The 20,170-nt window shown below is 65.2% G+C and carries 15 protein-coding genes; 8 read left to right on the plus strand and 7 right to left on the minus strand.

All coding sequences use genetic code 11. The features are described from left to right. Positions 1-134: 134 nt before the first annotated feature. Both ACWGXF_RS03005 and ACWGXF_RS03010 read right to left on the minus strand, forming a co-directional pair. Positions 135-626 carry a cyanophycin metabolism-associated DUF1854 family protein gene (locus tag ACWGXF_RS03005; RefSeq protein WP_003061886.1) on the minus strand — a complete coding sequence of 164 codons (492 nt, stop codon included), beginning with the start codon at positions 624-626 and terminating at the stop codon, positions 135-137. Further along, a complete protein-coding gene (locus ACWGXF_RS03010; RefSeq protein WP_452101669.1) occupies positions 623-2,920 on the minus strand; it encodes a cyanophycin metabolism-associated ABC transporter in 2,298 nt (765 codons plus the stop codon). The genes ACWGXF_RS03005 and ACWGXF_RS03010 overlap by 4 nt, the downstream gene beginning before the upstream one ends. 225 nt (positions 2,921-3,145) lie before the next feature. On the opposite strand from ACWGXF_RS03010, the gene ACWGXF_RS03015 reads away from it, so the two are divergent. The 4 genes from ACWGXF_RS03015 to ACWGXF_RS03030 all read left to right on the plus strand — a co-directional run bounded on the left by ACWGXF_RS03015 (position 3,146) and on the right by ACWGXF_RS03030 (position 11,028). Beyond that, complete coding sequence (locus ACWGXF_RS03015; protein WP_034361371.1) at positions 3,146-5,326, plus strand: cyanophycin synthetase; 2,181 nt, start codon at positions 3,146-3,148, stop codon at positions 5,324-5,326. A gap of 96 nt (positions 5,327-5,422) precedes the next feature. Beyond that, entirely contained in the window at positions 5,423-7,993 is a 2,571-nt protein-coding gene (gene cphA / locus ACWGXF_RS03020) for a cyanophycin synthetase (protein WP_256629735.1), read from the plus strand. Positions 7,994-8,262: 269 nt separating this feature from the next. Further along, positions 8,263-8,637, plus strand: a complete 375-nt coding sequence (locus tag ACWGXF_RS03025) for a DUF2946 family protein (RefSeq protein WP_256629734.1) — start codon at positions 8,263-8,265, stop codon at positions 8,635-8,637. 84 nt (positions 8,638-8,721) lie between these two features. After that, positions 8,722-11,028 (plus strand): TonB-dependent receptor, encoded by a 2,307-nt coding sequence (locus tag ACWGXF_RS03030; protein WP_452101670.1) that lies wholly within the window; start codon positions 8,722-8,724, stop codon positions 11,026-11,028. 12 nt (positions 11,029-11,040) lie between these two features. Here ACWGXF_RS03030 and ACWGXF_RS03035 read toward each other — a convergent pair whose 3' ends face one another. Beyond that, a complete protein-coding gene (locus tag ACWGXF_RS03035) occupies positions 11,041-12,240 on the minus strand; it encodes an MFS transporter (protein ID WP_256629732.1) in 1,200 nt (399 codons plus the stop codon). 273 nt (positions 12,241-12,513) lie between these two features. Here ACWGXF_RS03035 and ACWGXF_RS03040 point away from each other — a divergent pair, with 273 nt between their 5' ends. Further along, complete coding sequence (locus ACWGXF_RS03040; RefSeq protein ID WP_256629731.1) at positions 12,514-13,014, plus strand: CreA family protein; 501 nt, start codon at positions 12,514-12,516, stop codon at positions 13,012-13,014. Between the two features lie 69 nt (positions 13,015-13,083). Here ACWGXF_RS03040 and ACWGXF_RS03045 read toward each other — a convergent pair whose 3' ends face one another. Next, positions 13,084-13,305 carry a hypothetical protein gene (locus ACWGXF_RS03045; protein ID WP_003058848.1) on the minus strand — a complete coding sequence of 74 codons (222 nt, stop codon included), beginning with the start codon at positions 13,303-13,305 and terminating at the stop codon, positions 13,084-13,086. 139 nt (positions 13,306-13,444) lie between these two features. Further along, positions 13,445-14,374, minus strand: coding sequence for a LysR family transcriptional regulator (locus ACWGXF_RS03050; RefSeq protein WP_087864168.1), 930 nt, complete (start codon positions 14,372-14,374; stop codon positions 13,445-13,447). Positions 14,375-14,638: 264 nt separating this feature from the next. On the opposite strand from ACWGXF_RS03050, the gene ACWGXF_RS03055 reads away from it, so the two are divergent. The 3 genes from ACWGXF_RS03055 (at position 14,639) to ACWGXF_RS03065 (ending at position 18,388) form a co-directional block, all read left to right on the plus strand. Then, the gene (locus ACWGXF_RS03055; protein WP_256629730.1) at positions 14,639-15,727 is read left to right on the plus strand and encodes a YeiH family protein; all 1,089 of its coding nucleotides are present in this window, start codon (positions 14,639-14,641) and stop codon (positions 15,725-15,727) included. A gap of 178 nt (positions 15,728-15,905) precedes the next feature. After that, complete coding sequence (locus ACWGXF_RS03060; RefSeq protein WP_256629729.1) at positions 15,906-16,397, plus strand: MarR family winged helix-turn-helix transcriptional regulator; 492 nt, start codon at positions 15,906-15,908, stop codon at positions 16,395-16,397. Then, entirely contained in the window at positions 16,394-18,388 is a 1,995-nt protein-coding gene (locus ACWGXF_RS03065; RefSeq protein ID WP_256629728.1) for an FUSC family protein, read from the plus strand. Before ACWGXF_RS03060 ends, ACWGXF_RS03065 begins: the two co-directional genes overlap by 4 nt. Positions 18,389-18,393: 5 nt before the next feature. Here ACWGXF_RS03065 and ACWGXF_RS03070 read toward each other — a convergent pair whose 3' ends face one another. Both ACWGXF_RS03070 and ACWGXF_RS03075 read right to left on the minus strand, forming a co-directional pair. Continuing rightward, on the minus strand, positions 18,394-19,149 hold the full coding sequence (locus ACWGXF_RS03070; RefSeq protein ID WP_054074429.1) for an ABC transporter ATP-binding protein: 756 nt from the start codon (positions 19,147-19,149) through the stop codon (positions 18,394-18,396). Beyond that, positions 19,149-20,150 (minus strand): FecCD family ABC transporter permease, encoded by a 1,002-nt coding sequence (locus ACWGXF_RS03075; protein WP_080692987.1) that lies wholly within the window; start codon positions 20,148-20,150, stop codon positions 19,149-19,151. The genes ACWGXF_RS03070 and ACWGXF_RS03075 overlap by 1 nt, the downstream gene beginning before the upstream one ends. Positions 20,151-20,170: the final 20 nt, after the last annotated feature.

Raw genomic sequence — 20,170 nt, forward strand, 5'->3', positions numbered from 1 at the left:
AGAAAACTGTAGGATTGTTTTCAATCCTATTTTGATAGCTATTAGCCTATGTATATCAAGCGCCACTGCGCAATTTGATACAAAAAAGGGCCTCGCGATTATGCAAGGCCCTTGAAATAGTCGCGCTGCGCAGCTTACAGAAAGCGCTCCAGCAGCTTGCGCGAATGCCGGTCCAGCTTGCTGCTGTCGGGAATCCGATATTGCACGCCATCCTGGCCCGTGATCTGCAGTCGGGTGCGCCCGGCCAGCTTGCGAATGTCTTCCTCGGCCTTGAGCACCATCTGCGTCAGGCCGCGATCCGTCTGCAGCTCCCAGGTGCTGGGGGTGGAAAAACTCGAGACCTTGAGGATGCGCTCTATGGTCGGCACGAACTCCCGCACTGCCAGGTCCTGCTCGATCAGCTGACGATGCTCGGGCTGCAGGTCGGCCATGCGGGCCACCCACAGCGCTTCCTTGCCATCGGCGGCGATCAGCGACAGCCCTTCGGCAGGCGCGGCAATCGGAAATGCACGCACGGGAACGACGGCTTCGTAGACCAGGCCGTTACCCAGGGTCAGCACCAGACGGCCATGGGCGTTGCGCTCCAGCTGCATGCCGCTCAGATTGGATTGGGGAGCTTCGATCATTGTGTTTCCTTGGTCTGCAGCTTGAGGCCGGCCGCTTGCGCATCCTCTTCGGCACGGCGTGCCTGGGCGTCGTACAGGCGGAAGTAATGGCCCTTGAGATCCATCAGCTCGTAGTGCGGGCCGACTTCGACGATCTCGCCACGATCCATGACCACCAGACGGTCGGCCTTGCGCAAGGTGGACAGGCGGTGGGCAATGGCGATCGTGGTGCGCCCCTGGACCAGATTGTCCAGCGCCTTCTGGATTTCCTTTTCGGTCTCGGTATCCACGGCCGAGGTGGCTTCGTCGAGGATCAGGATGCGCGGATCGATCAGCAGCGCACGCGCGATGGAAATGCGCTGGCGCTCGCCACCGGACAGGCCCTGTCCGCGCTCGCCGACCAGGGAGTCATAGCCGTGGGGCAGGCGCAGGATGAACTCGTGGGCATGGGCGGCACGCGCCGCGGCCACGATTTCCTCGCGCGTGGCATCGGGCTTGCCGTAGGCGATGTTCTCGGCAATCGTACCGAAGAACAGGAAGGGCTCCTGCAGCACCAGGCCGATATTGCTGCGGTAGTCGGACACGGACATGCGGCGCACGTCCACGCCGTCGAGCTGGATGGAGCCCTCGGAGACGTCGTAGAAACGGCAGATCAGATTGACCAGGGTGCTCTTGCCCGAGCCGCTGTGGCCGACCAGTCCGATCATCTCGCCGGGCTTGATCTCCAGGTTCAGATGCTTGATGACGGCACGGCTGCCGTAGCGAAAGCCCACATCCTCCATGGTGATGGCACCCTTGGCCTTGCCGGGCAGCTTCACGGGGTTGCTGGGCTCGGGCACATTGCTGACATGGTCGAGGATGTCGAAGATGCGCTTGGCACCGGCAGCAGCCTTCTGCGTGACCGAGACAATGCGGCTCATCGAATCCAGGCGGGTATAGAAACGGCCGATATAGGCGATGAAGGCGGTCAGCACACCGACCGTGATGGAGCCGCCGGCCACCAGATAGATGCCGAAGCCCCAGACCACCAGAATGCCGACCTCGGTCAGCAGCGTCACCGTGGGGGTGAACAGCGACCAGGTCTTGTTGACCTTGTCGTTGGCCTGCAGATTGATCAGATTGGCGTCGGCAAAGCGGTCGGCTTCACGCTTTTCCTGGGCAAAGGCCTTGACCACGCGGATACCGGGAATGGTGTCAGCCAGCACATTGGTCACCTCGGACCAGACGCGGTCTATCTTCTCGAAGCCCGTGCGCAGGCGATCGCGCACGGTGTGGATCATCCAGGCGATGAAGGGCAGCGGCACCAGCGTGACCAGCGCCAGCCAGGGGTTGATGGAGAACAGGATGGCCGATGTCATCACGATCATCAGCACATCGGTTGCAAAATCAAGTGCGTTGAGCGACAGAAACAGATTGATGCGATCGGTTTCGGCACCGATACGCGCCATCAGATCCCCCGTACGCTTGCTGCCGTAGTAATCCACCGACAGGTTCAGCAAGTGGTTGTAGGTGGTGGTGCGCAGATTGGAGCCTATGCGCTCGGACACCTTGGCCAGCACGAAAGTACGTGCCCAGCCCAATGCCCAGGCCAGCAGCGCCGACAGCAGCAGCATGCCCAGATAGAAGAAAACCAGATCCCGGTCGATTTTTTCACCGTTCTGGAACGGAATCAGGATCTTGTCCATCAGCGGGATGGTCAGATAAGGAGCCACCAACTGGGCCGCCGTGGTGGCCAGGGTCAGCAAGAAGCCCAGCAGCAGCTGGCCCTGATAGGGTTTGGCAAAACGCCACAGGCGCAGCAGCACCCAGGTGGAGGTCTGGGGTGCCTGCTGGCGTGCGCAGGCCGGGCATTCCTCGGTATCGGGCGGCAGCACCGAGCGGCAGACCGGGCAATGCGGGACATCCTCATCGCTGACCGCGCTATAGGCCTCCTGACGTGCGATGCGCTCGCGCTGGCGGTCGAACTGCTGCATCAGCTGCAGCATGGAGCTCTGATGCTTCAGCGTGATCAGCCACTGTGCAAGACGCGCGCTCCTGTCATGCAGTTCCAGGTTGCCCACACCGCCATGATCCTGCAGGCGCAGGCTTTGATCTACCGCCAGGGCCCATTCACACCACTGCTGGGTCTTGGGATCGCAGGCCAGCAGACGCTCCTGGGTCAGTGCCAGCAGGCCGCTGCCGAACTGCAAATCCGCACTCAGGTCAACCGGGACGACGGCTAATACGTTTTCATGTTCAGCGAGTCTTGCTCGCAGCTCGCCCCCCAGGGGGCCGGCAAAGACTGCCGAGGCGTCCACAGTATGGTGATGTTGCATGTTGAGTTATTTTTCTCCGCCGATGGCGGCTCCAAGAGTCATGCGGGCAACCGCATCGGCATGGTGAATATGGCTGCGCCTGACGTCCGATATATCCTGGTTAACGCGCGAACCTGCATTTAGGCTGACAAGCTTCACAATGCAGATTCTGGGCGCACAATGCCAACCTATCAGGGGCAGGAGTTTAAGAAAACCTGCTCTCCTCATTCCTATCCGCTGATCAACATGGCGAAATTCAACGACATCCAACTCTTGCGCACAACTTTCCTGCGTGGCCCCAGTGTCTGGACCTACCGCCCGGTACTGGAGGTCTGGCTGGATCTGGGAGAGCTGGAAGACTATCCGTCCAACAAGATCCCCGGCCTCAACGAGCGCCTGACCAGCTGGCTGCCCGATCTGATCGAGCACACCTGCGGTGTCGGTGAACGCGGCGGCTTTATCCAGCGCCTGGAAGGCGGCACCTGGATGGGTCACGTGATGGAGCATGTCATCATCGAGCTGCTGAACCTGGCCGGCATGCCCGCAGAATTCGGTCAGACCCGCGAAATTTCCAGACGCGGCGTGTACCGCATGGTGTTCCGCTGCCCCGAAGAGGCCGTGGCCCGCGTGGCGCTGGAATATGGGCACAAGCTGCTGATGGCGGCCATCAATGACGAGCCGTTCGACCTCAAGCCCGCCGTGCATGCCATCAAGACGGCCATCAACGACCGCTACCTGGGCCCCTCGACCGGCTGCATCGTCGATGCCGCCAGCGAGCGCCGCATTCCCCATATCCGCCTCAACGACGGCAACCTGGTGCAGCTCGGTTATGGCGCGGCACAGCGCCGCATCTGGACGGCAGAGTCCGACCAGACCAGCGCCATCGCCGAAGGCATTGCCCAGGACAAGGACTTCACCAAGCGCCTGCTGGCCGCCTGCGGCGTGCCCGTGCCCGAAGGCCAGATCGTGGCATCGCCCGAAGAAGCCTGGGAAGTGGCGCAGGACATCGGCTTTCCCGTGACCGTCAAGCCCTCGGACGGCAACCATGCCCGTGGCGTGACCCTGGAGCTGTCCAAGGAAGCCGACATCAAGGCCGCGTTTGCACTGGCCCAGCCCGAAGGCTCGGACGTGATCGTCGAAAAATTCATCGACGGCGTGGAGCACCGCCTGCTGGTCGTGGGCGGCAAGGTGGTGGCCGCGACCAAGGGCGAGACGGTTTCCGTCTACGGCAATGGCAATGCCACGCTGCGTGAGCTGGTGGAAGTGCTGAACCAGGACCCGCGCCGCGGCCCCGAGCAGGAATACCCGCTGGACTGGATCAATCTGGAAGCCGGTGCCGTCAAGCTGGAACTCAATCGCCAGCATGTGACGCCCGACAGCGTGATTCCCCAGGGTCAGGGCGTGCTGCTGCAGCGCAACGGCAATATGGCCATCGACTGCCTCGACGACGTGCACCCCGACGTGGCTTACTACGCCGTGCTGGCCGCCAAGATCGTCGGCCTGGACATTGCCGGCATGGACATGATCCTCAAGGATGTCTCCAAGCCCATGCAGGGCCAGGGAGCAATTCTGGAAGTCAACGCCGGCCCCGGCCTGTTGATGCACCTCAAGCCCACCAGCGGCGCACCGCGCCCCGTGGGCATGGCGATTGCCGACCATCTCTTCCCCCGCGAAGACGGTGCCGGCGCCGGTCGCATCCCCGTGGTCGGCATTGTGGGCACACGCAACAACGCCTTCATTTCGCGCCTGGTCGGCTGGCTGCTGCAGCTGTCGGGCAAGCTGACCGGCGTGGCCAGCAGCGAAGGCATGTTCCTCGCCAATCGCCATACGCAAAAGACCAATACCGCCAACTGGGCCGGAGCCCATCGTCTGCTGACCAACCGTCTGGCCGAAGCCGCCGTCATCCAGACCACGGCCCGTTCCATTCTGGAAGAAGGCCTGGCCTATGACCGCTGCCTGGTCGGCGTGGTCACCGACATGGACGGCTACGAGCAACTGGCCGATCACGATGTGCTGGAGCCCGGCCAGATGCGCCGCGTGATGCGCACCCAGATCGACGTGGTACTGGACGAAGGCGCGGGTGTGCTCAACGCCGACCTGCCCGAAGTGGCCGATCTGGCCGAGCTCTGCGACGGCGAAGTCATTCTGTACGCCACCGGCGCCGAGAATGAATTTGTCGCCGCCCACCGCGCCAACACCGAAGCCCGTCATGAAGGCGGCCGCGCCGTCTTCCTCAAGGGCAACAACGTGGTGCTGGCCACCGGCACACAGGAACGTGTGCTGGGCACGCTGGAAGCGCTGTCCCTGGCCGGCGGCAAGCGCCCCGACACCAGCGCGCTGCTGGCTGCGATTGCCTCCGCCTGGGCGCTGGACATCACACCCGAGCTGATCGGCGCCGGCATCAAGACCTTTGAATACCAGGCTTGATTGCCCCATAAAACGCTTCAACAGATATAGCTGCTGACGCTTTCCTCACAAGCGTCAGACCAAGAAAAAGCTTGAAATTCAGCTGAAAGAAACACTATGCAGATCACTCGCAACCGAGCCTTGCGCGGCCCCAACCTCTGGACCCGCAGCACAGCCATCGAAGCCATCGTGCACTGCGAAGACAGCGAGCTGCTGTACACCGCCATGCCCGGCTTTGAAGAAAAGCTGCGCGCGCGTTTCCCCACCATCGGTACGCTGCAGCCGCATGGCGCAGACCAGCGCCTGTCGCTGGCCCATGTGCTGGAGGTTGCCGCCCTGTCGCTGCAGGCCCAGGCGGGCTGCCCCGTCACCTTCAGCCGCACCCACGAGACCGTGGAGCAAGGCACCTTCCAGGTGGTGGTCGAGTACACCGAAGAATCCGTGGGCAAGCTGGCCATGGAGCGTGCCGAAGCCCTGATTCAGGCCGCATTGAACGACACGCCCTTCGACGCCGACGCCACGATTGCCGAGCTGCGCGAGCTGGACGAGGACGACCGTATCGGCCCCTCGACCGGCGCCATCGTCGATGCCGCCGTGGCACGCGGCATTCCCTTCCGTCGCCTGACCACCGGCTCGCTGGTGCAGCTGGGCTGGGGTTCGCGTGCGCGCCGCTTCCAGGCCGCCGAGATCGACTCCACCAGCGCCGTGGCCGAGTCCATTGCGCAGGACAAGGATCTGACCAAGCGCCTGCTGCATGCAGCCGGCGTGCCCGTGCCCATGGGCCGTCCCGTCACCGACGTGGAAGACGCCTGGGCCGTGGCCCAGGAAGTGGGTCTGCCTGTGGTGGTCAAACCCCAGGACGGCAACCAGGGCAAGGGCGTGGTGGTGAACATCACCACCCGCGAAGGCCTGGAGGCCGCTTACAAGACCGCCAGCGAATTTGGCGACGAGATCCTCGTCGAGCGCTTTTTGCCCGGCCATGACTTCCGCATGCTGGTCGTCGGCGGCCAGCTGGTCGCTGCCGCCCGCCGCGAGCCTCCCCAGGTGCTGGGCGACGGCCTGCACACCATCCGCGAGCTGGTGAACATCGTCAACCAGGACCCGCGCCGCGGCTCCGGCCACGGCACGGCACTGACCAAGGTGCGGCTGGACGATATCGCCATCGCCCGCATCGCCAGCGAAGGCCTGACGCCTGACAGCGTGCCCGCCCAGGGCCAGCGCGTGGTGCTGCGCAACAACGCCAATTTGTCCACCGGCGGCAGCGCCACCGATGTGACCGATGATGTGCATCCCGAAATCGCCGCCCGCGCCATCGAGGCCGCACAGACCATAGGCCTGCATATCTGCGGCGTGGACGTGGTCTGCGAAACCATGCTCAAGCCTCTGGAAGAGCAAAGTGGCGGCATCGTGGAAGTCAACGCCGCTCCCGGCCTGCGCATGCACCTGGCGCCCTCCTTCGGCCGTCCCCGCAATGTGGGCGTACCCATGGTGGACGAGCTGTTCGCGCCCGGCGACGACGGCCGCATCCCCCTGGTCGCCGTCACCGGCACCAACGGCAAGACCACGACCACGCGCGTGATCGCCCATCTGTTCACCTCGCATGGCTGGCGCACTGCCATGACCAACACCGATGGCGTGTACGTCAACGGTCGCCAGATCGACAGCGGCGACTGCTCCGGCCCCAAGAGTGCGCGCAACGCCCTGGCCCACCCCGAGACCGATGCGGCTGTGCTGGAATGCGCACGCGGCGGCATCTTGCGTGAAGGCTTGGGCTTTGACCGCTGCCAGGTCGCCGTGGTCACCAATGTGGGCGAAGGCGACCACCTGGGCCTGAACTTCATCACCACCAAGGAAGATGTCAGCGTTCTCAAGCGCGTCATCGTGCAAAACGTGGCTTCCACGGGCTATGCCGTGCTCAATGCCGCCGATTCACTGGTCGCGGCCATGGCCCATGTCTGCCCCGGCAAGGTCATCTTCTTTGCCGCCGACCGCCACCACCCCGTCATGGCCACGCACCGTGCCCAGGGCAGCCGCGTGGTCTATGTCGATGGCGACGCCATCGTGGCCGCAGAAGGTTCCTGGCGCGAGAGCATCGCGCTGCGCGACATTCCGCTGACCCGTAACGGCACCATCACCTTCCAGGTGGAAAACGTCATGGCCTCCATCGGCGCCGCATGGGCCGCAGGCCTGCCCTGGCAGACCATTCGCCGTGGTCTGGCCGGCTTCCTCAATGACAGCGACAACGCCCCCGGCCGCTTCAATGTGATGGACTACAAGGGCGCCACCATCATTGCCGATTACGGCCACAACCCCGACGCCATCCGCGCGCTGTCGCAGGCCGTGGAAGCCATGCCCGCCAAGCGCCGCAGCGTGGTGATCTCGGGCGCCGGCGATCGCCGCGACCAGGACATCACCGAACAGACCCAGATCCTGGGCAAGGTGTTCGATGATGTGGTGCTCTATCAGGACGCCTGCCAACGTGGCCGCGTGGATGGTGAAGTGCTGGCCCTGCTGAAAAAGGGCCTGGAAGGCGCGCCGCGCACCAGCTACAGCACAGAGATCCATGGCGAGTTCCTCGCCATCGACCATGCCCTGGCCCGCCTGCAGCCCGGCGACCTGTGCCTGGTGCTGGTGGATCAGGTGGAAGAGGCTCTGGAACATCTGCGCAAGCATGTGAATGGACAGTGACCCCCTGAGGGGGACGACGGCCTCGCCGCGAGGCGGCGCGGCCGGCCAGGCTCTTGCTTGCCATCTCTCGCTTGAGCGAGTGCCTATATTCCAGCCCAGGAGCCGTGCATGAACCCTCGGCACCTCCATACCGACCCGGCCTTGCGCCGGGTTTTGTATTTGAAGTCACAGCACTTTGCACCTGCGGCAGGGCTTGCGCGGCGGTTTTCACGCATGGTCTGAGGCGGCGGACGACGTATGATGCGGACGCATATCAGCACCGCACACCCATGACCTTGCAACAGCTTCGCCGCATTGCCACCTGCCTGCTGGGCCGGTGCGTGCTGGCATGGATGGCACTGTCCATGGGGGTGGCGGCAGCCGCGCCGCTGATCCAGTCTCAGGGGTTTGAGCTGATCTGCACCAGCACCGGCGCAGTCAAGCTGATCGTCAAGGGCGAAGACGGCGGCAGTGCCCTGGGTGCGGGCCACCTCGATTGCCCCATGTGCCTGCCCCATGCAGCACCGCCTCCGCCCGCGCTGCAGCTGCCGCCCCCTACCGCGTCGCCGCTGTGGCATGCGCTGCAGCCCGTGCAGCGGGCGCGCATCGCCTCACTCACCGCAGCCCCCCTGCCTGCGCGCGGACCGCCTCCCGTTTACCTCTGAACCATTTCAGGCTCTAGCGCAGTTCCGATCTGCGCTGGCCGCAATCAGATTCATAGGGACAACCACGTCCCAAGGTAAGCATTCATGAAACAGATTTTTCTGCCGCTGGTGGTCAGTGGTATTGCATGGCCGTGCCTGGCCCAGACCTCAACCGATTCCGCCGACCTGCCTGAGCGCTCCAAGACCCTGGGCGTGGTCACCGTCAACGGCGGCCAGCCCAGCTCGCTGCCCACGCAGATTCCGACCACCATCGAAGGCATCACGCGCGAGGAGATAGAGACCCGCATCAATGCCACCGACAGCGAGGATGCCCTCAAATATCTGCCAGGCCTGCTGGTGCGCAAGCGCTATATCGGCGACTACAACCACGCCATCCTCTCTACCCGCGCTTCGGGCACGGGCAATAGCGCGCGCTCGGCCGTCTATGCCGACGGCATTCTGCTGTCCAACTATCTGGGCAATGGCATTGCCAACGGCAGCAACTATGCGCCGCGCTGGGGCCTGGTGACGCCCGAGGAGATCGAACGCGTCGACGTCATGTACGGCCCGTTCTCCGCCGCCTACCCCGGCAATTCCGCCGGCGCCGTGGTGGAGTATGTGACGCGCATGCCCGACAAGCTCGAAGCCCATGTGGCCGCCGGCTATGCCCACCAGAGTGCCGACGTGCTGGGCAGCAGCGGCCATTACCGCAGCTGGAATACCAGCGCCTCCATCGGCAGCAGAAGCGGCGACTGGTCGTACTGGATCAATCTGAGCCGCAGCGACAGCCAGGGCCAGCCCATGACCTTCCCCACCGTGCTGCAGTCCGCCGGCGTGGCGGGCGGTGCCGGCACGCCCGTGACCGGTGCCATTGCCGGGCTCAACACCACCAACCAGCCCTGGTACATCCTGGGCGCGGGCACGCAGTACCGCACCCGGCAGGATCACGCCAAGATCAAGCTGGCCTACGACATCACGCCCACGCTGCGCGCCAGCTACACCCTGGGCTGGTGGCAGAACAGCGCCAGAGGCAGCTCCGAGACCTATCTGCGCGGGCCCGACGGCCAGCCGGTGTACAGCGGCAATATCAATATCGACGGCAAGACCTACAAGCTGGCCGACACCGCCTTCGGCCTGAGCCAGGACCAGCAGACCCACACCATGCATGGCGTCTCGCTCAAAAGCCATACCCAGGGCGAGTTCGACTGGGAGCTCAGCGCCAGCCTGTACGACTACGGCAAGGATCAGCAGCGCGTGCCCACCGTAGCCCAGCCGGCTGCCAATCTGGGTGGCAGGGGTTCGCTGCAGGATCAGGACGGCACGGGCTGGAACACGCTGGCCGCCAAGGGCACATGGCGACCGCAAGGCCTCAAGGGCACACATATCGTGGACTTCGGCCTGGGCCGCGATGCCTACAAGCTCAACATCGGCAAATACAACGTGGTTGGCGACTGGCAGTCCGGCCCGGCCAACGAGCAGTCCATCGTCAGCCAGGTCGGCGGCAGGGCCGAGACCCGCTATGCCTGGGCACAGGACAGCTGGCAGCTGGCCAGAGACTGGAAGGCCGTGCTGGGTCTGCGCTGGGAAGACTGGACGGCCAGCCAGGGCCGCACCGCCACGACCAGCAGCCAGCTGAATTACGCCCAGCGCAGCGAATCGCATTTCTCGCCCAAGGCCGCGCTGGCCTACCAACTGGCCCGCAACACCACACTCAAGGCCTCGCTGGGCCGTGCCGTGCGCTTTCCCACGGTGGGCGAGCTGTATGGCGCGACCTCTGGCGGGGCACTGTCCTTCATCAACGACCCGAATCTGAAACCTGAAAAGTCCTGGACGGGCGAGCTGACGGCCGAGCAGGATCTGGGCAATGGTTTGCTTCGCGCGACCTGGTTCCACGAGCGCACGCGCGATGCGCTCTACAGCCAGCTGATTCCCGGCACCACCATCTCTGCGGTGCAGAACGTGGATCAGGTCCGTACCTCGGGGCTGGAACTGGCTTACTCGGCGCAGTCGGTGTGGATTCGCGGGCTGGACCTGGGCGGCAGCCTGACCTGGGCCAACTCGCGCATCACGGCCAATGCCGCCAACCCGGCCAGCGTCGGCAAATGGCAACCCCGCGTGCCACGCTGGCGTGCCACAGCATGGGCCACCTACAAGCCCGATGAACGCTGGGCCCTGACGGTGGCCGCGCGCTACAGCGGGCGCCAGTACTCGAATCTGGACAACAGCGATGTCCATGCCGACACCTATATGGGTGCCAGCCAGTACTTCAGCGTCGATCTGCGGGCACGCTATCAGATCGACAAGCAGTTGTCGGCCGCCTTTGGCATAGACAACGCCAACAATGCCAGGTACTGGAACTTCCATCCCTATCCGCAGAGAACCTTTAGCGCCTCCCTGCGCTGGGATCTTTAGACGCCAGCGGCTCTAGGCCAGCCTGGTCACCAGGCCATGGGTCTTGCGCATCCTGAAAGTGCCCAGACAGGCCAGCAGCGCCAGGGCCAGGCCCAGGGCGCAGGCCCCCTGCCAGCCGTTGATGCGCCAGGCGAGAGTCCCCAGCGCCGAGCCCGCCGCCGCGCCCGTGAAATAGCCCGTCATATAGACGGCATTCATGCGGCCGCGCGCTGCGGGCAGCAACTGGGCCACTGTGGCCTGGTTGGTGATATTCAGGCATTGCAGGCCCAGATCGATCACCACCATGCCCAGCACGAACCAGCCCAGATGCGCTCCGCCCACCCACAGCAGCGGCCAGGACAGCAGCAGGGCCAGCGCCCCGATGGCGCAGCTCACGCGGCCCAGGCCCTTGTCCACCAGTCGCCCCGCCTGCGTGGCCACCAGGGCACCCGCCGCGCCGGCCAGACCGATCAAGCCGATCTGCCCGTCGTCCAGGCCCAGGGGACCGCTGGACAACTGCAGCGCCATGGTCGAGAACAGCACGCTGACCGAGGCGAACGCCAGCGCGCTGACCAGGGTGCGCTGGCGCAGACCCGGCTGACTGCGCAGCAGATGCCACATGCTTCTCAGCACCTGTGAATAACTGACAGGACTGGGGTTGCGCGATGCCGGCAGCGCCCTCCACAGCCACAGCGCCACCACGGCCATCACCAGCGCAGCGCCCTGGTAGACGGCTTGCCAGCCCCAGGCCTCCGAGACCATGCCGGCCACGCTGCGGGCCAGCAGAATGCCCAGCAGCAGACCGCTCATCACCCAGCCCACGGCCCGCCCGCTTTGCCCCGGCTGGGCCAGGGCCGCCGCCATGGGCACCAGCACCTGGGCTGCAACCGAGAACAGACCGGCCATCAGCGTGCCCAGCAAAAACAGATCGAACTGCCCCGCCAGACCGCACAGCGCCTGCCCCAGTGCCGCCAGCAGCATCAGGCTCACCGCCAGGCCGCGGCGCTGCAGCTTGTCGCCCAGCGGGGCCAGCAGCAACAGGCCTGCCGCATAGGCCACCTGGGCCAGCGTCACGCTGGTCGCGGCCGCCGACTCGCTGACCGAGAAATGACCGGCAATCGAGTGCAGCAGCGGCTGGTTGAAATAGTTGCCGCCCGCGCAAAGGCCGCAGGCCAGTGCCATCAGCAACAGGGAGGAAGCGCTCAGACCGGGCGCGGAAACGTTCACCGACATAGATAACAGCCACATCCGGTGGATGCGGCGCTTGCATGGAGCCACCGCCCGAGGGCCGTCGCAGATCAAAGAGGGAGTTAGCAAGACCGGCATGCGCTGTGTCATGCCTGTGGCAGCGTCTCCGCTGCCGGTGCCCGCCAGCAGGCCGGGACAAACCGTGATGCAATACAGAAAGCTCTGCAGCAGCCGGTATTGTCCTAAGGCCGGCTGCCAATCCCTTGCCCGGGACACAATGCCCTGTCAAAAGACAAGGGTTAACCCTTAATTCACTGTATGCGCACCACCATGAAATTGCTCTCCGCCGCTCTGGCCGTTGCGGCCGTCACCGTAGGAACCATGGCCTTTGTCGGCATGAGCCATGCCGAGCAGATAGGCGCCGTGGACACCGTCTTCAAGTGGATTGGCCCGGATCACAAGATCGTGGTCGATGCCTATGACGACCCAAAGGTGCCGGGCGTGACCTGCTATGTCTCGCGTGCCAAGACCGGCGGCATCAAGGGCGGCCTGGGCCTGGCCGAGGATCGCTCGGAAGCGTCTATCTCCTGCCAGGCCACGGGCAATATCCAGTTCCCCGCGCCGCTCAGGCAGCAGGAAGAAGTGTTTACCGAGCGCACCTCGCTGCTGTTCAAGCGCCTGCGTGTGGTGCGCATGGTCGATGCCAAGCGCAATGCCCTGATCTATATGACCTACTCGGACCGGGTGATCGAGGGCTCTCCGCAGAACAGCGTCACCGCCGTGGCCGTGCCCCAGGGCACGGCTATCCCGTTGAAATAGAAATCAGAGCAGGCTGCGCTTGTGCAGCCTGCGTTTGAGGTAGTTTTGACTGAGACCCAGCCCGGCGACTTACTGACTGAAAGTCAGGCCACCCGCGTCCAGCGCCGGCGGGCGCAGCAAATCCTCGTTCACGCCCATGGCCTGGCTGGCGCGCTCCACGGCCTGCCAGAGTCCGGCAGGCATCTGCAAAATGGCCTCGGGGGACTGCGCATCGTCGATCCAGTGGCTGATCTGCAGATGCTGTTCATGGGTGAGCAGGTCCAGGTGCAGCATTTCATCGATGGTTTTCATGGTGTTCCTCCCTGCTTGAGAAAGCCGGCGCTGCACAGCCCGCGCCCGACTTGTCTATCCAATATAGGGGCAAAAACCGCCGCCGCAAGCAAAATCATTGTCAAGAAAACCATAGCTGCCTGCGACTGTCATTCAAGTGCTACAGCGTGTTTGGCGCTTGGGCTGCGGACGGCTCGCCGGCCTTGCAGGCATCGACAAAGGCCTGCAGCGCGGGCGAGCGGCGCTTTCCGGCGCGCTGCACCAGAGAGAAGTTGCGCCACATGCGCGGCAAGGTGGTGGGCAGAATCTCCAGCGCACGAGCCTGCAGCTGTGACTGCACCAGCACGCGCGACAGACAGCTGATGCCCAGCCCCTGCTCGACACAGCGTGCAATCGCCTCGGAGCTGCCCAGCGTGGCAGCCGCAGGCAACTGGTGCAGATGCGGCAGCAGCGCATGCTCGACCATCTCGCGCGTGCCCGATCCCGCCTCGCGCAGCAGCCATGCCGCCTTGCGCAGCGCTGCCACGCCCAGCGGCTTGCTGCGCGCCTGCTCGGCCAGCGGGTCCTGTGGCGATGCCACGATGACCAGTTCGTCGCGCAGCCAGGGCTCGACCTCCAGCCCCTGCCAGTGGCTGCTGCCCTCGATCAGGCCCATGTCGACCTCCATGGCCAGCACGGCTTCGCCCACTTCCTGGGTATTGGCGATCTGCAGGTCCACGCGCACCAGCGGATGCGAGCGTGCCAGACGCGCCAGCACTTCGGGCAGCGCATAGGTGCCAATGGTGGTGCTGGCCGCCACGCGCAGGCGCACGGGCATATTGGCCGCACGCGCGGAAAACGTCTGCTCTATGCCTCTGGCCTGCTCCAGCACGCCCAGGGCCTGGGGCAGCAGCGCGCGCCCTGCATCGTTGAGCACCAGGCGCTTGCCCACGCGCTCGAACAGTTGCACGCCCAGGCCTTGCTCCAGCTGCTGCAGCGCGGCGCTGGTGGCCGACTGCGAAAGCGCTACGGCCTCTGCAGCCGCCACCGTGGTCCCGCTTTGGGCCACGGCGCAGAAAATCTCGAACTGACGCAAGGTGAGATGCAGCATGACGATGATTCGTATATTCGTATCGATGACAGCAGGCTCGCCAGAATCCCTGGCCTACCAGCAAAAAACAGGCAGCCCAGCCCTCCGGCACCGGCTCATCCAGTCAATGATTGAGTCGAATCGCAGGCGCCAGAAAGCCTAATCTACCTGTTTTATAGGTTGATCTTACAAAAACTATTAGTTATACAAATATAACCAGGAAATCTAAAGTGATCTCCACGCCGGCAATCAGACCTGTTGTCCTGCCTGCAGCGAAAGCTCACGATGAACACTACAACACTGAAAAACTCCGCACCCTCGCAAGGCTGGATGCACAAGACCGGCGGGATGATTCCCGGCCTGCTGCTGGCAGGTGCCATCGCTGCCGTGGCCACCTGGGCCGCACAGTTTCCGGCCATCAGGAACAACGGCCTGAGCGCGCTGACGCTGGCCATCATCATCGGTCTGCTGATCGGCAACACCGTCTATCCGGCCATCGCCAGCCAGTGTGCCAGCGGTATCGCCTTCACCAAGGCCCGCCTGCTGCGCACCGGCATCGTGCTCTACGGTCTGCGCCTGACCTTCCAGGACATCGGCCAGGTCGGCATGGCCGGCGTGGTGATCGATGCGCTGGTGCTGTCCAGCACCTTTTTGCTGGCGCAGTGGATAGGCCAGAAGCTGCTGAGCATGGACAAGCGCACCACCATGCTGGTGGGGGCCGGCGCCTCCATTTGCGGTGCCGCCGCCGTGCTGGCCACCGAACCCGTGGTCAAGGGCCGCGCAGAAGACGTGGCCGTGGCCGTGGCCACCGTGGTGGTGTTCGGCACCATCGGCACCTTTCTCTACCCGGCGCTGTTCCACTGGAATGCCGAGTACGGCTGGATAGACACCAGCATGCAGCAGTACGGCGTTTTCGTCGGCTCCACCGTGCATGAGGTGGCCCAGGTCGTGGCCGCCGGCGAAGCCATAGGCAGCCAGGCCGCAGACACGGCCGTGATCGCCAAGATGGTGCGCGTGATGATGCTGGCGCCCTTCCTGCTGGTGTTGTCCATGTGGCTGACACGCAGCGAACGAGCTCTGGGCGTGAACGACGGCCAGCCCGCCAACCGGATCACCATTCCCTGGTTTGCCGTGGGCTTCGTGGCCATGGCCGGCGTCAACTCCCTGGGCGTGCTGCCCAAGGAAGCGGTCAGCGTCGGCATTCAACTCGACAACGCGCTGCTGGCCCTGGCCATGGCCGCTCTGGGCCTGACCACCCATATCCGCGCCGTGCGTGCTGCCGGCACCCGGCCGCTGATTCTGGCCCTGGCGCTGTTTGCCTGGCTGCTGATCGCCGGCCTGGCATTGAACCTCTGGATTCCAACACTGTTTTGATAGCAGCTTGCGCCTGACTGGATTAAAACTAGAACATCTACAGGTCTGAAACCCTTTGAAGGAGAGCGCATGGCGCTCTCTTTTTTTGCTGCATAAATACAAGGGAATACCCTTGATATAAATGCAGACTCAATTAGTTTGAATTGCAAATTAATTGAGTCTGCATCAAAATTCGGCCATGTCTTTTGCCGATGCTCCCTCCCGCGACCGCCTGGGCTTTCTCATGGTCACCCTGACCCGCCAATGGCGGCGTTTTGTCGAAGAACAGCTGGCGGCCAGCGGCCTGACCGACGCCACCTGGACGCCGCTTCTGCATCTGCGCGCCTGGGGCGACGGCGTGACGCAAAAGGAGCTGGCCGAGCGCGTGGGCCTGGACAGCTCCAGCCTGGTGCGCCTGCTGGACATTCTCGAAGGCAAGGGCTGGGTGGAGCGCCGCGCCGATGCGGCCGACCGCCGCAGCAAGCGCATCTTTCTCACTGCCGAAGGCCATGGCGCCGTGGACCATGTCCGAGCCACCATGCTCGAGGCCGAGCTCAGCCTGCTGCAGGACCTTGAGGACTGCGAGGTCGAAGCCATGCTGGACGGCGTCAACAAGATTCGCGCCCGCATCGAGCAGATGCACGAGCAGCGCTCAGCCCAAGCCCAGCCCGACACCGAGGAGCGCGCATGAGCGTGGCTGCCTACGACCGCCTGCTGGAAAGCGCCACGCGATGGGGCTTTGACAGCGCCCGCCTGCGCCAGCATCTGCGCACGGCTTTTGCAGCCTGTATTGCCGTGTTCGCAGCCTGGGCCCTGGGGCTGGAACATCCGCAATGGGCGGGCATGACGGTCTGGGCCGCCTCCCAGCCGCTGCGCGGCCAGTTGCTCGAGAAAAGCTTTTTCCGTACCACGGGCACGCTGGTCGGCACGGCCGCCGGCGTGGTGCTGGTGCTGGTGGCCAATGGAGATCTGCTCTGGCTGGTCACGGGACTGGCGGTGTGGATAGGCATCTGCGCGGGCCTGGGCAATCTGCAGCGCAGCTTTGCCTCCTACGGCACCATGCTGGCCGGCTATTCGGCCTCCATGGTGGCCCTGCTGGACAACGGCAACCCCGCCCATGTCTACGCGCTGGGCTGGGATCGTTTGTTCACCGCACTGACCGGCGTGGCTGCCGCCCTCGTCGTGGGCTGGCTGTTCACGCCCGTGGGAGCTGAAATCCCCGGCGACGGCAGGGTACGACGACTCTGCGCGCGTCTGCTGCGCGATATCGCCGATGCGGCACAGGCCACGGCCAGCGGGCATAGCGCCCTCAGCCCCAGGGACCTGGCCGAGCGACTGGCCGTGATGGCTGCCATCGAAGAAGGGCTGGACCCACATGCCGCGGGCTCGCAGCGTTCACGCCGCGCCGTGCGGGCGCTGCGTCGCCTGATCAATACCCAGATCTCGGCCCTGCTCTGGCTGCGCGACAGCACGGGCAAGACCATCACTCCCGAGTTCTCGCCCGACCACGCCCAAGCCATGACGGCTGCACTGGAGCAGGCTGCCATGCTGCTCGAAACCCAGCCCGCACCGCTGGCCGCCATCGACGCCATTGCCACGGCCCGCAACGCCGCCGCTGGCTGGGGTCATGCCGAGGAAATCCTGGGCAATATCGGCCTGGCCCTGCAGGCCCACTTTGTGGCTGCCAGCGACCTGACTCTGCCGGCCCACCATCGCGCACGCCAGTTGCCCGTGGTCCTGCACAGCGACTGGGTGGGCGCGCGCCGGGCCATGCTGCGGGCCTTCAGCTCCATTTTTCTGGTCGGCCTGATCTGGGTCGTCACGGGCTGGCATGGCGGCGCCTATATGTTGCTGGGCCTGTCGGTGATGATCACCGTGTTCTCCTCGTTCGAGAACCCGGCCTTCACCATGCGCTTCGTGATTCTGGGCCAGGCCATGGGCGCGGGCGTGGCGCTGGCCTGCCAGTGGTTTGCCTGGCCGTTCGCCAACAGCCAGCTGCAGATGGTGCTGATGATGCTGCCCTTCATCTTCCTTGGCGCCCTGCTGCTCAGCCACCGCCGCACCACGCTGTACGGCTTTGACTGCAATATGGTGATCCTGCTGGCGCTGTCGCCGCATTTCCCCTACCAGCTCGATGTGGGCCACTCGCTGTCCATGGCTTTTGCCATCGTCACCGGCCCGCTGGCCGGCTGGGCCGCCTATCGCTTCATCCTGCCCGTCACCGCGCAAGGCAGGCTCAACGGCCTGCGCGCCATGATGGTTCATGAGCTGCAGGACATGGCCTGCGCCCCGGTGCACGCCCGCGACGTGCGCGTGTGGCGCGCCCGCCTCTACCACCGCCTGCTGCGCCTGGTGCGCGCCTCCGAAAAAGTCAGCGCCCCCGCAGTGCAGGACGCGGCCGACTGCGGTCTGGCCGCGCTGCGGGTGGGCAAGGCCGTGCTGATCCTGCACCAGCTGCAGGCGGATGTACTCCTGTCCGAAAGCAGCTTGCGCGGTGTGCGCTGCACGCTGCAGAGACTGCAACAACTGCCCAGCGCTCCCGCCAGGGCCGTGCCGCTGCTGCAAGGCCTGGCCCGGCGCATACAGCAGCGCCAGCCCGAGCAGGCGCTGCAACTGCGGCTGGCCGCCCAGGACATCCGCGAGCATCCGGCCTTCTTTGCCTCCAGCGCCGCGTTGCGCTGAGCGCTTCAGAGGCTGCCCGAGAGATGGGCGGCAATCGCTGCCTTGCTGACGCCATAGAGCTCAGCCAGCGCTGCGGGCGTGGCCACGGCGCGCGGCTCGCCCACGCCCAGCAGCCGACCATGGCCCAGCAGAGCGATCCGGCTGGCCACGCGCAAGCCGTGCTCTGGCTGGTGGGTGGACAACAGCATGGCCATGCCCTGTGCGCTCAGCGCCTCGATCTGCTCCAGCACGCGGATCTGGTTGCCGAAGTCCAGGCTGGCCGTGGGCTCGTCCATGACCAGCAGCGCCGGCTCCTGCGCCAGCGCGCGTGCAATCAGCACCAGTTGCCGCTCGCCGCCACTGAGCTCGGTGTAGCGGCGCGCGGCCAGATGGGAGATCTGCAGCCGCTCCATGCAGGCCAGTGCCATGGCCCGGTCCGCTCCGGACGGCCTGGCCAGCAGGGGCAGGCGCGCGGCGCGTCCCATGAGCACCATGTCCAGCGCCTCGAAGGCAAATACCCCGGCCTGGGCCTGGGGCACATAGCCGACGCGGCGCGCGAACTCCGCGCGCGGCCAGTGCTGTACCGGCTGGCCCTCCACCAGCACCCGGCCCGCCAGCGGCGGCAGCAGGCCCAGCACCGTGCGAAACAGCGTGGTCTTGCCGCAGCCGTTGGGGCCGAGCAGACACAGCACCTCGCCCGTAGCAATCGACAGATCCACGGATTCGCTGACCACGCTGCGGCCATGGCCGGTGCTCAGACCCTGCAAGTCCAGCACCGTCATCAGGTATCTCCTTCGCGGCGGCCCGTGCGGGCCAGCAGATAGAGAAAAAACGGTGCACCGACCAGGGCCGTCAGAATGCCCAGCGGCAGCTCGATGCGCGCCATGCTGCGGGCCAGCGTATCGGCCGCCACGACAAAGCCCGCGCCCAGCAGGGCCGAGGCCGGCAGCAGGCGCACGAAATCGGGGCCGACCAGCAGACGCGCCACATGCGGCACCACCAGCCCGACCCAACCGATGATGCCGGCCAGCGACACGGCCGCCGCCGTCCCCAGCGTGGCGCAAACCACCAGCACCAGGCGCAGCCGCCCGACCGGCACGCCCAGAGCCCGGGCCTCCTCATCGGGCAGGGCCAGCAGATTGATACGCCAGCGCAGCAACAGCAAAGGCAGCAGGGCCGCCAGCATCACGGGCGCCGTGGCGGCCACTTCCTGCAGCGTCACGGCCGACAGGCCGCCCATGAGCCAGAAGGTGATGGACGGCAGCTGGGTGTTCGGGTCGGCCAGGGTCTTGATCAGGGCAATGCCGGCCCCCAGCAGGGCGCCCAGTGCAATACCGGCCAGTACCAACACCAGCACCGGATCGTGCCTGCGCACGCAGGCGCTGATAGCCACCACGACGGCCACTGCGATCAGACCGCCACCAAAGGCCAGCCATTGCACGGCAAACATCGACAGGCCCAGATAGATGGCGATGACGGCACCCAGGCCGGCACCGGCCGAAACGCCCAGGATGTCAGGCGAGACAAGCGGGTTGCGAAACATGCCCTGGTAGGCCGCACCGGCTGCAGCCAGCATCGCGCCGACCGCCACGCCGGCTGCGATGCGCGGCAGCCTGATGTTCCAGAGCACGGTTTCGGCCGCTGGCGGCAGCGGCGAAGCCGCTCCCGTAGCCCGTGCCCATAGCGCTTCGGCCAGTTGTGCCGGTGCCAGCGCAAACTGGCCCGAGCCCAGCGCCCAGAGCAACACCAGAGCCAGCAGGACCAGGGCCAGCCACCAGCCCATGCCCACACGCAGATGACTGC

The organism is Comamonas sp. HJ-2 (assembly GCF_053615495.1).

Bases quoted from the DNA above. Each gene is read 5' to 3' on its own strand.
- ACWGXF_RS03045 (WP_003058848.1), bottom strand. From the start codon at position 13,305: ATGAAAACCATCGATGAAATGCTGCACCTGGACCTGCTCACCCATGAA.
- ACWGXF_RS03060 (WP_256629729.1), top strand. From the start codon at position 15,906: ATGTCTTTTGCCGATGCTCCCTCCCGCGACCGCCTGGGCTTTCTCATG.
- ACWGXF_RS03070 (WP_054074429.1), bottom strand. From the start codon at position 19,149: ATGACGGTGCTGGACTTGCAGGGTCTGAGCACCGGCCATGGCCGCAGC.
- ACWGXF_RS03075 (WP_080692987.1), bottom strand. From the start codon at position 20,150: ATGGGCTGGTGGCTGGCCCTGGTCCTGCTGGCTCTGGTGTTGCTCTGG.
- ACWGXF_RS03025 (WP_256629734.1), top strand. From the start codon at position 8,263: ATGACCTTGCAACAGCTTCGCCGCATTGCCACCTGCCTGCTGGGCCGG.
- ACWGXF_RS03035 (WP_256629732.1), bottom strand. From the start codon at position 12,240: ATGTCGGTGAACGTTTCCGCGCCCGGTCTGAGCGCTTCCTCCCTGTTG.
- ACWGXF_RS03040 (WP_256629731.1), top strand. From the start codon at position 12,514: ATGCGCACCACCATGAAATTGCTCTCCGCCGCTCTGGCCGTTGCGGCC.
- ACWGXF_RS03065 (WP_256629728.1), top strand. From the start codon at position 16,394: ATGAGCGTGGCTGCCTACGACCGCCTGCTGGAAAGCGCCACGCGATGG.
- ACWGXF_RS03005 (WP_003061886.1), bottom strand. From the start codon at position 626: ATGATCGAAGCTCCCCAATCCAATCTGAGCGGCATGCAGCTGGAGCGC.
- ACWGXF_RS03015 (WP_034361371.1), top strand. From the start codon at position 3,146: ATGGCGAAATTCAACGACATCCAACTCTTGCGCACAACTTTCCTGCGT.
- ACWGXF_RS03010 (WP_452101669.1), bottom strand. From the start codon at position 2,920: ATGCAACATCACCATACTGTGGACGCCTCGGCAGTCTTTGCCGGCCCC.
- ACWGXF_RS03050 (WP_087864168.1), bottom strand. From the start codon at position 14,374: ATGCTGCATCTCACCTTGCGTCAGTTCGAGATTTTCTGCGCCGTGGCC.
- ACWGXF_RS03055 (WP_256629730.1), top strand. From the start codon at position 14,639: ATGAACACTACAACACTGAAAAACTCCGCACCCTCGCAAGGCTGGATG.
- ACWGXF_RS03030 (WP_452101670.1), top strand. From the start codon at position 8,722: ATGAAACAGATTTTTCTGCCGCTGGTGGTCAGTGGTATTGCATGGCCG.
- cphA (WP_256629735.1), top strand. From the start codon at position 5,423: ATGCAGATCACTCGCAACCGAGCCTTGCGCGGCCCCAACCTCTGGACC.